Source organism: Bacteroides sp. D55t1_190419_B8, from assembly GCF_015558905.1.
Taxonomy (GTDB): domain Bacteria; phylum Bacteroidota; class Bacteroidia; order Bacteroidales; family Bacteroidaceae; genus Bacteroides; species Bacteroides vicugnae.
Map to the genome: position 1 here is coordinate 1 of NZ_JADMOU010000006.1, position 15,301 is coordinate 15,301.

General features: G+C 45.7%; 17 protein-coding genes. All 17 read left to right on the forward strand.

What is annotated here, in order from left to right; genetic code table 11:
- Positions 1 to 46: 46 nt before the first annotated feature.
- Positions 47 to 295, forward strand: a complete 249-nt coding sequence (locus I2I13_RS07135) for a hypothetical protein (protein ID WP_007478433.1) — start codon at positions 47 to 49, stop codon at positions 293 to 295.
- A 122-nt stretch (positions 296 to 417) separates the two neighbouring features.
- On the forward strand, positions 418 to 696 hold the full coding sequence (locus I2I13_RS07140; protein WP_007478432.1) for a hypothetical protein: 279 nt from the start codon (positions 418 to 420) through the stop codon (positions 694 to 696).
- An 18-nt stretch (positions 697 to 714) separates the two neighbouring features.
- Positions 715 to 972, forward strand: a complete 258-nt coding sequence (locus I2I13_RS07145; RefSeq protein WP_004303404.1) for a hypothetical protein — start codon at positions 715 to 717, stop codon at positions 970 to 972.
- Between the two features lie 17 nt (positions 973 to 989).
- A complete protein-coding gene (locus I2I13_RS07150) occupies positions 990 to 1,256 on the forward strand; it encodes a hypothetical protein (RefSeq protein ID WP_007478431.1) in 267 nt (88 codons plus the stop codon).
- Between the two features lie 198 nt (positions 1,257 to 1,454).
- Positions 1,455 to 1,637, forward strand: coding sequence for a hypothetical protein (locus I2I13_RS07155; RefSeq protein ID WP_007478430.1), 183 nt, complete (start codon positions 1,455 to 1,457; stop codon positions 1,635 to 1,637).
- A 22-nt stretch (positions 1,638 to 1,659) separates the two neighbouring features.
- Positions 1,660 to 4,563 carry a hypothetical protein gene (locus I2I13_RS07160; RefSeq protein WP_055172937.1) on the forward strand — a complete coding sequence of 968 codons (2,904 nt, stop codon included), beginning with the start codon at positions 1,660 to 1,662 and terminating at the stop codon, positions 4,561 to 4,563.
- On the forward strand, positions 4,560 to 4,874 hold the full coding sequence (locus I2I13_RS07165; RefSeq protein ID WP_022042330.1) for a hypothetical protein: 315 nt from the start codon (positions 4,560 to 4,562) through the stop codon (positions 4,872 to 4,874). The genes I2I13_RS07160 and I2I13_RS07165 overlap by 4 nt, the downstream gene beginning before the upstream one ends.
- A gap of 594 nt (positions 4,875 to 5,468) precedes the next feature.
- On the forward strand, positions 5,469 to 5,957 hold the full coding sequence (locus tag I2I13_RS07170; RefSeq protein ID WP_007478427.1) for a hypothetical protein: 489 nt from the start codon (positions 5,469 to 5,471) through the stop codon (positions 5,955 to 5,957).
- Between the two features lie 87 nt (positions 5,958 to 6,044).
- Positions 6,045 to 6,479, forward strand: a complete 435-nt coding sequence (locus I2I13_RS07175) for a hypothetical protein (protein WP_195649242.1) — start codon at positions 6,045 to 6,047, stop codon at positions 6,477 to 6,479.
- A 61-nt stretch (positions 6,480 to 6,540) separates the two neighbouring features.
- The gene (locus I2I13_RS24705; RefSeq protein ID WP_007478425.1) at positions 6,541 to 7,407 is read left to right on the forward strand and encodes a S49 family peptidase; all 867 of its coding nucleotides are present in this window, start codon (positions 6,541 to 6,543) and stop codon (positions 7,405 to 7,407) included.
- Between the two features lie 24 nt (positions 7,408 to 7,431).
- A complete protein-coding gene (locus I2I13_RS07185) occupies positions 7,432 to 9,639 on the forward strand; it encodes a hypothetical protein (protein WP_195392731.1) in 2,208 nt (735 codons plus the stop codon).
- 59 nt (positions 9,640 to 9,698) lie between these two features.
- A complete protein-coding gene (locus I2I13_RS07190; RefSeq protein WP_007478423.1) occupies positions 9,699 to 10,505 on the forward strand; it encodes a hypothetical protein in 807 nt (268 codons plus the stop codon).
- 115 nt (positions 10,506 to 10,620) lie between these two features.
- Entirely contained in the window at positions 10,621 to 11,568 is a 948-nt protein-coding gene (locus tag I2I13_RS07195) for a hypothetical protein (protein ID WP_007478422.1), read from the forward strand.
- Positions 11,569 to 11,724: 156 nt separating this feature from the next.
- Positions 11,725 to 12,399, forward strand: a complete 675-nt coding sequence (locus I2I13_RS07200; RefSeq protein WP_007478421.1) for a site-specific DNA-methyltransferase — start codon at positions 11,725 to 11,727, stop codon at positions 12,397 to 12,399.
- Entirely contained in the window at positions 12,374 to 12,718 is a 345-nt protein-coding gene (locus tag I2I13_RS07205; protein WP_007478420.1) for a hypothetical protein, read from the forward strand. The genes I2I13_RS07200 and I2I13_RS07205 overlap by 26 nt, the downstream gene beginning before the upstream one ends.
- Positions 12,699 to 13,379, forward strand: a complete 681-nt coding sequence (locus tag I2I13_RS07210; RefSeq protein WP_118418906.1) for a hypothetical protein — start codon at positions 12,699 to 12,701, stop codon at positions 13,377 to 13,379. Before I2I13_RS07205 ends, I2I13_RS07210 begins: the two co-directional genes overlap by 20 nt.
- On the forward strand, positions 13,339 to 15,060 hold the full coding sequence (locus I2I13_RS07215) for a hypothetical protein (RefSeq protein ID WP_055172940.1): 1,722 nt from the start codon (positions 13,339 to 13,341) through the stop codon (positions 15,058 to 15,060). Before I2I13_RS07210 ends, I2I13_RS07215 begins: the two co-directional genes overlap by 41 nt.
- Positions 15,061 to 15,301: the final 241 nt, after the last annotated feature.

A 15,301-nucleotide genomic window follows, 5' to 3' on the forward strand; every position in this document is an offset into this window, starting at 1 on the left:
TTTGTGGTATAAATATAGAAATAAATAATAGATTTAATGTGATGCTATGGCAAAAAAAACTTTAAAAAGAAATCAAGACGGTGAGAAACTAAGAATGTATCTTTTGACTTTACCACTGAAAGATTCTTCTAAAATGGTGGTAAAATTGGCGGAAGCATGTAAGGTTCCACTACATACCGTTCATAATTGGCGGGGTGGATTGTGTCGTATTCCTGAACTTGCAAAGGATAAGATCGAGGAAGTAACAGGTGTAAAAATCTTCCATAGTGAAAATCTTCCTCCAAAAAGTGAATAAATACCCGGGGCGGCTTTTGCCGCTCCATATAATAAACGCCGGAGTGTGGAGATAACCCCGAAGGGCGAAAGCGGGTGTTATTGGTAGTTCGATGCTATCCTCCGGCACAGCTATAAACAACAATGAGCAAAATTTACATAGTAACTAAAAGGGAATCCGGAATATACGAAGAAGACGGCGTTTGGTTTTCTATCCTTGCCGCATTTGATACGAGAAATAAAGCAGAAGAATATTTAAAGAAATATGTAAAAACGGCTCCTAAAGAAGCTTACTACACTTTCTATCGAATAGAATCTGTTCCGTTGTTTCTTTCTTCTCATAAAGTGAAAATAAACAGACCGAAACATACGACCTATCCTATTGGTGAATTGGTAAAATTAAAAATAAGTGGTGAAAAATAATTCAAATCAAGAACAGAAATGAGCAAAAAAATCTCCATAAAAGTAACTGAAGCACAACCGCTTCCTTGCCCTTATTGCAATGGTTTTTACGGTTATCAGTATAGTGATCTGTTTAGAATGAGTTACACGAGTGTGCATAATTCTGACGGCACATATTCCGGTGGGGAATATTCCGATGGAGTTTCCTTAAACAAGAGTAAAACAGCTTATTGTGTGAATTGTGGTACCAAACTACCTTTTACCCTAATACGTGAAGGTGAGGAACAAGTCGAATAATTAAAAATAAATAAGAAATGAAATCAACAATTACCACCCCTGATGAATTAACCACGCTACGAATAGAAGGCAGTAGTGGAACCTATAAAATATTCAGTAGCTTCCGCCCCATGGAATCCCCTGCGTTCGTGGATGCGGTAGACAGGAAGTATAATCTGGCGGAGATTAAGAATCTTTCCGGCGGAAAAGGTTATTTCCTGGTACACTTGAACAGAGAGCAGCAGGAAACCATACAGGAGGATTTAAACGCTATCCTTTGCGATAGTGTGCCATGTCTTCTATAAACTAAGACGATCTTAACGAAATGCCATGAAAGAAGACAGACGCCTAAGAAACCTACGTTATCAGATGCGGAAGAAAGGTTATCAGTTCGATACAAAGAACCTGGTGGCCATTATGCCTTCACATGACAAACGTTCCCTTCTCCAGGAAAGGAGATTAAGCAAATTCGGTTTTTCAATTCAATATAACATGTTTGAACAATGAAAGATAAAAATTTAAAATACATCGCCCACGCTATTATCGTGGTTGCCTTTATGGGACTGATTGCCTTTGTCATTTATTATACGGGTAAAACCGCTTTTCTTTGGCTGTTATTATTCGTTTTCCTGTATCAACCTTGGGGAGACTTGAAAACAAAACAGGAGAAAAACAACGAAGAATAAGTAACTATGTAACTTTATAACGATGATAAAGGCAGAAGACATCTACAAAGTAACCAACAACGGGCTGGATATAATTCTACATTATTATCCGCAAGCCCGGGATTGTGTCGGAACCAACCGCCATTTCAAACGCCGGCCGTCAGAAGACGATGCGTCGGCCTGTATCAAATTGTTCGGTAAGGAAGGTTCCCAGCAGGTTTATAAGGTAACGGATTTCGGCGATACCGGAACGGCTCAAAGCCCTGTCGATATCTGCATGTATGAGGAAGGCCTCCGGTTTAACGAGGCTATCCTTAAACTTGCATCCATGTACAACGTAACCGATGAACTCAACCGTAACGTAAACAAACCGGATATCCGTAAGGTTCCGGCCTCCCAAGATCAGAAAGACGGTACTAAAATTTTCGAGCTTGCCGATCATCTCACCCCGGATCAGTTACGCATACTCGGCCCCCGTGTCACCCAAGAGAACGCCGAGGCCCTGCACTGGTATTCAGCCAAATATATAGGGTATGTAAAAAATCGCGAGGTAACCTATAAATACGCGACTGCGACATACCCTATCTTTATGCGCGAATGTCTGGTAAAACCGGCCGAAGGCGACACGCCCGAAGTGAAGTTCTATAAAATATACGAGCCCCTGAATCCGGACAAGCAGTGGCGTTTTTCCTACACCCCGGAAGGTGTCAAGCCGAAGGATTATATAAACGGTCTTTCCGAACTGAAAGCCTTATACCGGGAGTTTAATTCCAGGGAAGAAGCCGCCTTTAAAAAGAATCCGGCCAATGCGGAAAAGCCCTATAAGGAACAGAAGCTGCAGGAGGCGTTTATATGTTCCGGAGAGCGCGACGCCCTGTGCGTTAAATCGCTGGGCTTTTCCCCGATCTGGTTTAATTCGGAAACATATAAACTTTCCGAACAGGACTACAAGGAGATCATGAAATACGTTGAAGTCCTGTATAACATACCCGATATCGACACGACGGGCAGGGTGAAGGGTACGGAACTTGCACTGCGTTTTATCGATATCCACACGATCTGGCTACCGGCCTGGCTTACCACTTACCGGGACCAGCGGGGCAAACCGCGTAAGGACTTCCGGGACTTCATGGAATTACGAAGCAAGAACGAAGATTTCCGTAACCTTATGACGCTTGCCATGCCGGCCAAATTCTGGTATTCCAAGTTTAACGAGAAATCCCGGCAATGGGATCACAATATAGACGCGGACTGCCTTCACTACTTTTTACGTCTTAACGGTTTCTATTCGCTTCATGATGAAAATTCCAGTTCAACGAAATACATCCGTATTACCGGCAATATCGTAAAACTGATAAAGGCAAAGGATATCCGGAAGTTTATCCGCGGTTGGGCCCAGGATAGTTTTTTATCCCGCGATATAAGAAACCTTATTCTGAACAGCCCCAAACTGTCAGATACTGCCCTGGACAATTTGCAAGAAATAGAACTGGACTTTACCAATTATACCCATAATACGCAAATGTTTTTCTTTCCCGGTTGCAGCATGGAGGTAAGCGGTACCGGTATAAAGGAACATCCGGCCAACGGCAGCACATTGTCCCACTACGTTTGGGAAGAAAACGTACTGAAACACAAAGTTCGTCTTATGGAAGACATGTTTACCATTTCCCGTAAAAAAGACATAGAGGGCAACGATGTGTTTGATATCCGGATAAATGCCGTACCGTCTAACTTTTTCGGCTATGTAATCAATTCGAGCCGCGTTTACTGGCGTAAGGAACTAGAATACAATTTCGACGACAAGAGCGTGGGGGAAGCGGAAGCCTACCGGGAAAAACATAAATTCGATATCGAGGGGGAAGGACTTACGGCGGAAGAAGTCGCCGAACAGAAAAGAAATCTTATCAATAAGATATTTACTATCGGTTATATGCTGCATCGTTATAAATCCCCTTCGCGTGCCTGGGCACCACAGGCCATGGATAACAAGATCGGTGAAGACGGTGAATGTAACGGACGTTCGGGTAAATCATTCATGTTCAAGGCCCTTTCCTACTTTATGAAGACCGTCAAGCTTTCCGGCCGTAATCCCAAGTTAATGGATAACCCGCATGTGTTCGACCAGGTAAACCAGCATACTGACTTTATCCTGGTGGATGATTGCGACCGATATCTTAATACGGGCCTGTTTTACGATATCATCACGTCAGATATGACCGTGAACCCGAAAAATAACCAGTCATTTACTATACCTTTCGAGGAATCGGCCAAGCTGGGATTTACAACTAATTACGTACCTATTGATTTTGATCCGTCTACGGAAGCCCGTTTGCTGTATCTGGTATTCTCCGACTACTACCACCAACGTACGGAAGATAACGACTACCGGGAAACGCGTTCTATCCGGGACGATTTCGGTAAGGATTTGTTTTCCAAGACGTATTCCGAGAACGAGTGGAACGCCGATATAAATTTCTTCTTGCAGTGCTGCCGTTTTTACCTTTCCCTTTGCGAGGAATCTATAAAATTGCTTCCGCCCATGGAAAACATTATCAGGCGTAAATACAAGGCTGATATGGGCAATAATTTTGAGGATTGGGCGAACTCTTATTTCTCTCCGGACAGCGAACACCTGGATAGCTTTATCGTCCGTGAAAAGGCTTTTGCTGATTACAAAAGCTTTTCCGGTGTGAATAAAATCACGATGCAGCGTTTTACAAAGGCCCTCAAAGGCTTTGTGGCTCTTTGCCCTTACATTGACGAACTCAACCCGAAGGACCTTTGTAACTCCCAGGGGCGTATTGTACGTAAGGATAACGACGGAAAGGCCGCCGATATGATCTATCTACGTTCATACGGTACGGCGGAAACGGCTGCCGGTGGTGGAACGGAACCGGCCGATCCGACACTCATGTTTGTACCTGATGAACGACCGGGGGAATGAATAATGCACATTTGATATTAAACAACATGTCCGAGTTTACCGCGCTCTGGAACAGCGGCGAGAGGTTCCGGAAATTCGCCGGACAGGTATACCGCTATTTGGAGCGTATGAAACCCGGTACTGTCCTGATGCTGGAACGCTATTCGGGCGAGCAACTCGAATGGATCATCAAAACGGCCTGTGTTTTTATCCTGGAAGGCGACAACTCCCTGGAGTATGAATTTAATGAGGACTATACGGCCGTCGTGCACCGCTATGTACCCCCGGACGTAAAGAAATGGATTTTAAGCAGGTGCAAACATCGCGTATAAGACGGATCGGAGCCGGTATAAAATACGAAAAGAGGGATCAGATACGAAAGTGTCGGTCCCTCTTTTCGTATGGAAACAGATGCGTCCTGCCTGGCTTCCCTCCCCATACCCCACCTCTATTTCATACAAAATTTTAGTAACCTTGTAACCTTTGTTTGCTTGAAAGAAAAAAGTCTGAAAATCAAATAAATAAATAGGAAATAAAGGTTACGAAGTTGCAGTTACAAAACGGTTACGAATTTTTCCGGTTTGTAACACCGGCCTTTTTATCTTCTACCGGTAAGCCCGGTTACAAACTGTTTTCCTGCCATTTTTTTGTAACGGAAATTAGTAACGTTGCTAAGTTGCTAAGATACAGGATTTTATCTTTATCGGTTGCCCGGTTACGAAATTACAGAAATTTAGTACCGGATTATATCAGCACAGCCTGGCGGAGAAAATACCGGCCGTGTGGCAGCAGGAAAAAGTGCATTATAATTATTCTCCCGGAGTATATTTATCAAAATGGCGGTCGAAAGCCTACATTTTCCCGTAAATGGCAGAACAACAGCCGATAAAGGAATATCTTTGCCCTTAAAAAGGAATATTATTGCTATGATTACCACCCGAATACAAATCGAATCCTACCTGGCCGAGTATGTCCGGGGCAAATATTACGACGAAACGATCGGTACCGTCCGTTTTCCTTCTTCGTCCGATATCTATGTGACTATTTACGATCTCATGGAGAAACGGCCGGTTAATTGTCCGGCTGACCGCGGCAACCTGGAGTTTATGCTGCCTGACCGCCGGGAGGCCAATTTTGCCGGCGGCAAGTCTCCGGAACAGTTCAATTATATTTCCGTACGTGGTACCGCTATTCTTGAAAAGCGTTTGCGTGCCCTGATGTGGGCCGAGCTTCACGAACTCATGGACGAAAACAAGCATCTGCACGGTATCGAATTTAAGGAAACCGTTTTTACCTTCCTGAAAAAGTATAATATCTCTTCCATTCAGGAAGACGGGTTGCTGAAAAACTACCAGCGGTGGCGGGACAGTTTCAGGCGTAAGAAGAAAAGGGCCTATAATCGAAAAAAAGTGTAAAAAAGCAAGTTATTTTTTACCTACCAACTGTATCTGTTTGTCCTTTTTTGTCCGGTTTTTGGCTGAAAAACGTCCGAAAAATGCTGAATATTTGATTATCAATACTTTATATCTGTAATTATGTCAAGAAAGTTAATATCCGCCGCCCATAGTCTGCAACTGGTTCCCGTTTACAACATTATTCATTTTGGCATCGTGCATTCGAAAGTCGTTATCCACTCTATCGGAAAACCTGATATTCTTATGATCGTACCGGGAACCTTAAAACCGGGTGACAGCAAAAATGAAGACGTCTATACTAAAAAACATACCTTCAAGCTTGCCGACGTGTCGCAAAATAAGACGCTTTACCTGGAAAACCTGAAAGTGACGCCCTTTGTCGCCCTCTATACTGACGAAACGGGTAACACCCGTGTTTCCGGTTCTCCTGATTACCCGCTTACCTTTTCTTTTGAGATTGGTGGGGGCCTGTATAACTGCACCCTGTCCGGTACGGGTCCGGGCGTTGATGCGTTCCTGTAGGTTCCTTTCAGTCCTTCTCTACCTATGATATAGGCGTTTTCTTTGTCGTAAAAAAGAGAACGTGGACAAAATACAGGAGATTTTTACAGCACCTTGGGCAATCGCTGATAATGATTATTACCGGTTGCTTTCTTTACTTGTGCCGTGTGTTGCAGCCGGCAACCTGGATGCGATCGAAAAACGGCTCGACAATAATAAAATAACCGCCTACGCTACTACGCCTTACCTTGCCAACCGGTGGGAACTGGACGATGACACCCTGCCGGCTGACAGTGTGGCCGTCATTATCCTGGAAGGTACTTTGTATTCCTGGGAGACTTACCGCCTGGAAAAGCAGCTCCGGGATGTTTTCGATAATCCTAAGATTTGCGGCGCGGTCCTGTGGATCAATGGTCCGGGCGGCATGGTTGCGCATGTGGACCTGGCGGCTAAAATGATCGCCGAATCTTCCAAACCTATAGCTACCTACGTGGCCGGTACCATGGGAAGTGCCCATTTTTGGCTGGGAACCGCCGCCGGCAGAACCTTTATCGCTTCCCCTATGTGTGAAGTCGGTTCCGTCGGTATTATGCTTACTTACCAATCCTTTAAGAACTATTTCAAGAAACAGGGCATTGATTACCGGGAAATCTATCCGGATAGTGCCGATCTGAAAAACTATGAAACCCGCGCGATTGAAGATGACAACAACGAAGAGCCTATAAAGCAACGTCTGGCCGTCATGCACCGCATTTTCTGCGATGCGATCAGTCGGAATCTGGGTATTGCCTACGATCCGGAACTTCCCCTTTTCCGGGGACAGATATTCACCGGCGACGTAGCCGTGGCAAACGGCTATATCGATCAGTTCGGTACGTTGGAAGACGCGGTAAAATGGGTACTGGCACAGGCTACCGTCAGAAAAGTAAACGAGATGTATAACATATAGTATTAACTTTAAAATTTTGTATATATGAAATTGGATTTTAAGAGTTTATCCGCTGTCATTCTGGGCGTGTTGGGCCTGTCGGAATGGAGCAAGGTAGAGGATAAGAACTCTATCACGGCCGAGGAAATGACAAAACTGAAAAATTACGGTTTTTCTGATAAGTTCCTCACGGCGTTTAAAGCGTCCCTCGAGAACGACTTCCAGGACGAAGCCGGAACCGGGAATGAGGGAGAGGGAAACGAAGAACCTACCACTACCGCTTTTCTTCGCGGTTTGTTGGGTGATACTGCGGCCCGTCTGGCACAGGCACAGGAACAGCTTGAAGCTTTGCAGACGCAACAGCGTGACGAAAACCGGAACAACACCTCGCTGATTGCCAAGAAGGATGCCGAGATAACGAAGCTATCCGGTATTATCGCCCAACTTTCAGCCGCTGCGGAAGATGATCCGGGCAAAGGGAAGCAGCACAACGCCCAGGCGGACGGTAAAGGGGCTTTCAATCTCCGGGATGAAAAACAGCTGGGGGGCTTGCAGGGTGAAATGTTCTCACTGGACCGCCCGTATAACCTTCGCGCCAAAGCTGCGTTAATGGAGGCTGCCGGTTTTGAAATGATCGCTCTTCCGAAAGCCAGTTCCCTTGACTACAGCCGTTTGAAGGAAGACCTCGGAGCTTTTTACCGTATTCCCTGGCAACAGCGTTTGCAGTCTTTTTTAATGGAACTTCCTTCCATTGAAAGTATTTTCCCGCTTGAATCCGGTTATCAGGATTTGGCTACGCTGGTTAATATCTGGCTGGGTGAGTTCTCACAGGCCGGCAATGAGGAATCCGACTTCGATAAGGTGACTAAAGGTTCCTACGAGTTCGACGATGAAACCTTGCGCATGTTCAACGTGATGTTTGCACACCGTTTCAAAAATTTAAAAGCCCTGGAGAAAACCTGGATCGGCACTTTGAACAAGGAAGGTTCAAACCCTATCAAATGGTCTTTTATTGAGTACATCCTGGCCGAAACCGCCAAGAAGTTGCATAACGAGCGCGAACAACGCCGTATTAACGGAATCCGTAAGGACCCGAATCTGAACGAACCGGGCAAAGCACTTGCTGCAGCTGACGGTCTGTATGAGTTCCTGAACAAGAAGGTGAACGGACATACCGATATCAATAACGGAAAGTTCGTTTACCAGATCAAGCCGTTCGAGCTGGGAGAACTTACCGAAGCAAACATCGGTGAAAAGGTGTACAAGGGTACTTCCATGATCCCGGCGGTTCTTCGTGACAGCGGTAATCTGGCCCTTTATATGCCTTCGCACTTTATTGTATTGTATCATAAATACAATGAACTGCATTACGGACAGAACCAGGATTACAAGGCTAATATTATGTATGTAAAGGAATATCCGGCGGTGAAAATTATCCCGGTTCCTAATGCTGACAACCACCACCGTATCTTCTGGACGTTTGAAGGCAACATTAAAACCTACGAGGACAAGCCGGGTGAAATGACGGCTTTCAACCTGGAGCAGGAAGACTGGAGCCTGAAAGTATGGAGTAACTGGCGTGAAAGTATCTGGGCTATTGCCGTGGGCTTCAAGTACACCAAGAAAGAAGATATGGACTATAACCGTCAGATGATCTTCTGTAATGAGTATGACCGCCCGGCGTCTTACTTTGTGGACGCTGACAAGGACAAGAACCCGTCGGCCAAGCTTCATACCTCCATTGTTACCATAGCCAATACAGCCGAATTTGCTATTACCGATATTGAAGATGCGCCGGTAGGTACGGTTATTTCCCTAAAATGCGGAAGCGTGGATAAAGGCGTTAAGATTGAGAAAAGCGGAAACTTTGAACTTATTTCCGAGGCCTGGCATCCCGACAAGGGGGATGTTATTAAACTGATGAAACGTGCCGACGGTAAATTTATCGAGATCGGCCGCGAAAATGCTTCTTCCGATGCGTTGCAGTTTGCGCCGGATGAAACAGCACCTTCCTTGCTTGACGGTGAAGTATTCGTTACCGGCGAGAATACAAAGGCAACGGCAATCACTAACTTTACCGATGCGGAAGCCGGTGTCGTTTACACGATCTACGGAAGCGGTTCTGAATATGCTTCCACCATTGCGACCGGTGGAAACTTTGTCTTAACCGAAGCTATGACACTTTCCGAAGGTAAGTTTATCAAGCTGGCAAAAGCCGCCGACGGTAAATTCTACGAAGTGGCAAGAGGCTAATTTTTAACGGAAGGGGTACTTTATCCCTTCCTTTTTATAACCTTATAAATCATTAAGTTATGACATACGTAAAAGCAAGCGTAAGAAGGCCGGCCGGTAATCCCGGTAACGGTATTCAGCCCAAGGATCAGCTCGTAATTTACGACGTTGACGATATTCTTTCCTTTCCGCCGAGAAACGATGCCGGCGTGGTTATCGAAGAGGATATCGTAATGAAGGCGGGACGTTATGCGATCGGTATTTATCTGACACCCGGTACCGCTGAAATCAGTTCCAACAGTGACGGAGAAACGGACGCCGAAGGCTATACGCCTTCCATTAAGTTCAATCATCCCGGTAACGAACAGGAAATTCGCGAGTTTAAGACAAACTGGCTGTCTAAGAAATGTATCGTTGTGCTCCGTTATTGTAGCGGAAAGCCTGCCGATCTGATCGGAACGCCCTGTAACCCGTGTAAGTTATCCGTATCTTATACCGGTTCCAATGAATCGAATACGAACGAGCTTACTTTCACCCAGATCAGCAAAGGGGATGATATCGCCATTTACCGGGGTACCGATACCCTGGAAGAGCCGGTGGCCGTAGTGGAAGCCGGGGCTACAGATATAGATTACCAGACAGACGGGCAGTACCAGCTTTCTGCAGGTGCGGCCAAAATAGCCGGTGTTACCGGTGGAAGTCATGGATCGGTAATTACCCTTATGGGGTGTTCGGGCGTTGCGCCAACAGTGGAAAAAGGCGGTAATTTCCTTCTGAAAGGCGGTAAGACGTTTACCGCTTCCGAAGGTTCCCAACTGACATTGCGGGCGTTTAACGACGGTTCGGAGGCTATGAAATGGATTGAACAAAGCCGTTATGAGGCGTAAGTAAACGGTTTTCATGTAATTCAAAGGGTGACCGGCAGCACATGCCCGGCCACCCTTTGTCCTTTTTGGGGTAATTGCCCCCTTTTTTCTTTGTATCATCAAATTTTTATATAGTATGAAACAGGAAATTATTACCTATCTGGCCGGTCCGCGTAATTTTATCCAGGGCGTGGAACTATACGAGAAATACGGTATCAACCGTATGTTAAAGAAGTCATTTCGCCGGCAGGGAGAAACGGAAACGATGAAGGCCATTCTTTTAGAGGAACTACGGAAGCTGGCCGGGCTTTCCGAACGTGAATTTAAGACAATCCGGCGCAACTCCAAACAGCCGACCGCGGTAAAAATGGAACCCGCCAGGGATGAAACATCTAAAACGTCGGTAAAATACAGCGATGATTTGCTGCTGGAACTTGCCGAATCTTTCGGTGTCAGCGTGGAAGAACTCGTTTCGTCTGATTTCCGGGATAAGGTTCTTTCCATGGATGAAAATGCCGACCGTGTGGAAGAACTGGAAGAGGAACTGGATCAGGCGGAGAAACGATACAAGGCAGCTCCGGAAACCGTAACCAAAATGATACGTTTCCGCGAGAAATTTACCTTCCTGAACTCTCCGGATTGTCCCGACATTCTGAAAATACTTGTTTCCGACATGTTTACCGCATACGGGAAGTATAAGGAAGCTTTCGCCCGCCTGGAAGCTACGCCGGATGATGTCAGTTCACTTTCTACAGCACAGGAAGCGCAGGCGGTCGTGGAAAACTTCATCGCTAACCGCGATATGTGGGACGAACTGGAATATTACCGGGAAAACGGAAAGATTCTGGGTAAATGTGAGAAGGTAAAAAGTTTGTCCGTCCGTAAGGGCGTCGAGAACCTTTCGGATATCGACATACAAAAGGCCCTGAATAACGCCCGCGCCAACCTTTCAAAAAATAAGGCGAAACTGGAACAGGCCGGGGATGATGAGAAGAAGAAAGCGAGTGCCCTTGCATTGATCCAGAAGTGGGAGACTACCCAGAAAGCCATAGAGGAAGAAATCGAGGCACGAAAAAAAAAGTAATTGAACTTATTGCCAGTCTGACAGGGAAACGGCAACGGATCACAAAGAACCTGGGTCGTTTCTCTCATCCTTGCGACCGCTCGGAGCTGGGGCACCAGCTCAAAACATTAACCCTCCGGATAGAAAAAGAAGAAAGCCGGCTTAAACAACTTTTCAATGATTACAAACCAAATATATAACGAGGATTGCCTGGAGGCGTTGAAACGTGTTCCGGACAATTCCGTAGATTGTATAATAACCGATCCGCCTTATTTCCTGGGAATGACACACAACGGGCAGAAAGGCAGCTTTAAAGATTTGTCTATCTGTAAACCCTTTTACCGGGATTTGTTCCTGGAGTTTAACCGGGTGAAGAAACCCAGTGCTTGCGTGTATTTTTTTACGGACTGGCGCGGGTATGCTTTTTATTATCCGTTGTTTGACTTGTATTTAGGCGCGTCAAACATGATCGTTTGGAACAAACAGTCGGGGCCGGGTAATCATTACGCTTTTATACATGAGCTTATTTTGTTTCATTGTGGAAATGGTGTTTCTATCGGTGCCACAAACGTAATAGATAATATCCGATCTTTTTCGTCCGGTGCCAAAAAGATAGAAGGTGAAAAGGTTCATCCCACACAAAAACCGGTGGCGTTGATCCGTAAACTGATTGAAGACAGTACAAAGCCCGGCGATCTGATACTGGACACTTTCGGCGGTTCTGGTACTACAGCCGTGGCAGCCATTGAAAGCGGCCGGAACTTTGTATTAATGGAACAGGACGAAATTTATTATTTCACGGCACAGAAACGAATAAAAGATGCGTATGAACGATTTAACGGTGGTGGATAGTATTTACCTGGATGCGCAGCAAAAGGAGGATGTACGGCGTTTGTCTTCTTTAGGATATTCCCCGAAAGATATAACTGTTTCCCTGGGGCTTTCTCTGGAGGATGCCGGGCTTTTTGTCCGGGATGCGGAAACGGTAGGAACTTCCGTTAACTTCCTGATCCGGGAAGGGATTCTGGTAGCACGTGCCGCCCCTGAAATAAAACTCCATGAAGCGGCGGAAGGTGGAAACGTGGAAGCTATAAAACAGCTGGAGGCCGTACGGAAAAGACATACTTTCGAACGTTTAATCGAACAAATGGATGACGACGAATTTAATTAAGCCCTCACGAATAGACTTTGACAAGGTGGATATCAACCAGATTCAAAGGATTCTTTCTACCGGTACGCTGGAAGCCCTCGCGCCCGATGAAAGGGAATATTACAGCCTTATGGAAATGGTACGGGGACTTCGTGCCCGTATGCGTATAAATGGTAAGTTGGTGACAAAGGCCGGCATCATCCGCCTTTTGAAGTCGGAACCTTACGGGCTTTCGGACTGGATGGCCCGCCAGGTGTACGCTGACAGTCTCAATTTCTTTTATACGCAGGATAACGTACGCCCGCAGGCTTTCGCTAATCTGTATGCTGAAAAGGCCGAAAACTGGGCGAATACCGTCTTTCTTATGGGAAATGTGAAGGAGGCTAAGAACCTGCTGAAATTGGCGGCGGAACTTCGCGGATGTTACAAGGATCAACAGGCCGAAATACCGGAGGAACTGCTTGCACAGAAAAGTACGGTTATTTATACTACCAGCCGTAAGGATCTGGGTGTTCCTGAAATCGACCGTAAAGAACTGGAAGAGTTTATCGATGCGATTCCGGAAATTCCTGTTATTGTACGTGATAATATAAAAGAGGATGCGCGTATTAAAGCTTTTGACCTGAAAAAACGTATGTTGTATGATATCAAAGAGTTCGGGGAAGACAACGAAGGTGAGTAACGCCGATGATGTGGAGATAAAATACGGCCATATAATCCAGGTTCTGACAGACTGGATCGATACTACTATCCTTGTATCTGTTGACGGGCGCGGTATGGCCAAATCCACCGTTATACAAGCCAGACGTTCCGCCCGTTGTGTGGAAGAAATGCCCGGCGGTGCGTTCGCTTTTGTTGCCAATACCTACAGTAACCTGGAAGATAATATAATGCCGGCCGTTCAGAAGGGCTGGCAGCTCATGGGCCTGATCGAAGGGGTACACTATGTAAAAGATACCCGCCCGCCTGAATCCTGGCGGCGTAAATGTTCGGTTATCGTGGATGATTACAAGCATGTTTATAGCTTCTGGAATGGATGTGTTATTTTCATGGGATCACTGGATAACCCTTCGCTGCTTGCCGGAAAGTCTGTAATACATCTGTTTTATGATGAAGCGAAGTACGACAAGGAAATGAAAGTAAACCGCGCTATGCCTATTCTTCGCGGTGATGCGATCACTTATGGACATTCCCATTTGTTCCTTGGGATAACCATTACTACCGACATGCCGGATATCGATGAAAACGAGTACGACTGGTTTTTCCGGTATGTCAAGCAAATGGACCCGGAACGGATCATTAAAATAGTACAGGCGGCAAGCGTACGTAATGACTTGATAATTTCCCTTTTACGGGAACAAAGAAAGAACAAACCTTCCCCCTTGAAACTGAAACGTTTGAAACGGGATATTGAATATTACGACCGGGCTTTGTTGAAGTTGAGAAAAGGACAAACGTTCTTTCTTAACGCTTCTTCATTCGCTAATGTTGAGATACTTACGATTGATTATTTAAAGCGGTTGTATAATGGTACGCTGGAGCTTCACGAATTTAAAAAGTCGGTGGTGGGTATGCGTCCCGGTCTTCGCAGGGATTTACGTTTCTATGTGTTGTTTGGTGAAGGACATAAGTATTATAACGGTACCGCGTCTGGGGAAGCCGCTTACAGCTCGCGGGAACTCCGGTACCTGCACCATGATAAAACGATTGAAGGCGGTATGGACTTCGGTAATATGCTTTCTTTGGTGATCGGTCAGGCGGACGGTGCTTATTACCGGGTACATAAGAACTTTTTTGAGATACCGCCGGGCTGGTTCCGGGAGATCGCCGACCAGTTCCTCACCTTCTTCCAGAACCACGAATACAAAGAACTGGATTTGTACTATGACCGTGCAGGTAATAACTTTGAGAAACAGAAGGAGGATTACGCGGGTAAGATCAAAGACGCCATAGAAAAAGACGGCAGCGGGAACCGTACCGGCTGGATCGTAAACCTAAAGAGCCGTAAACAGGCAGTTATCCGGCAGGATGCGGAATACGACTTCATGCAGGAGATTATGGGCGGTACCAACAATAACCTGCCTATCCTGTTGGTTGATGCGGTGAACTGTAAAGAAATGGTTAGTTCCGTAGAAAAGGCAAAGGCTGAAATCAAATACCGGGGTAACTCTAAAGTAGTGTTCAAAGTGAAGAAGTCCGAAAAGCTGGCACCGAAAAAACTACCGATGTTATCCACCAATTTCTCCGACGCTTTCAAATACTTACTGATGCGCCCCGGCTGGATAGCTTTAGTACGAGGTAAGCGGACGCTGCAGGCCGACTCGTTTGTGGATCAATGGATAGAGAACAGGCATAAAAGGTAATTGCCTTGTAACGCTGGAAAATCGGTTTTCCGGCGTTTTTTTGTGTTACCAGGTTACGGGTACCCCTCCCCAGAGGTCATATTTCACCTTTTAGGGGGAGGGCAACTGCTTTCCGACTTCTGAGCGGCTCGGTCTTCGGAAGGTGTCATTTTTTTAGTTTTTGAAATTTTCTCCGGTTTTTGACTGTTTTTCAGTCGTTTATCTGCATTTAGACCAAAATTTTACGCGAAAAAGCATGTTT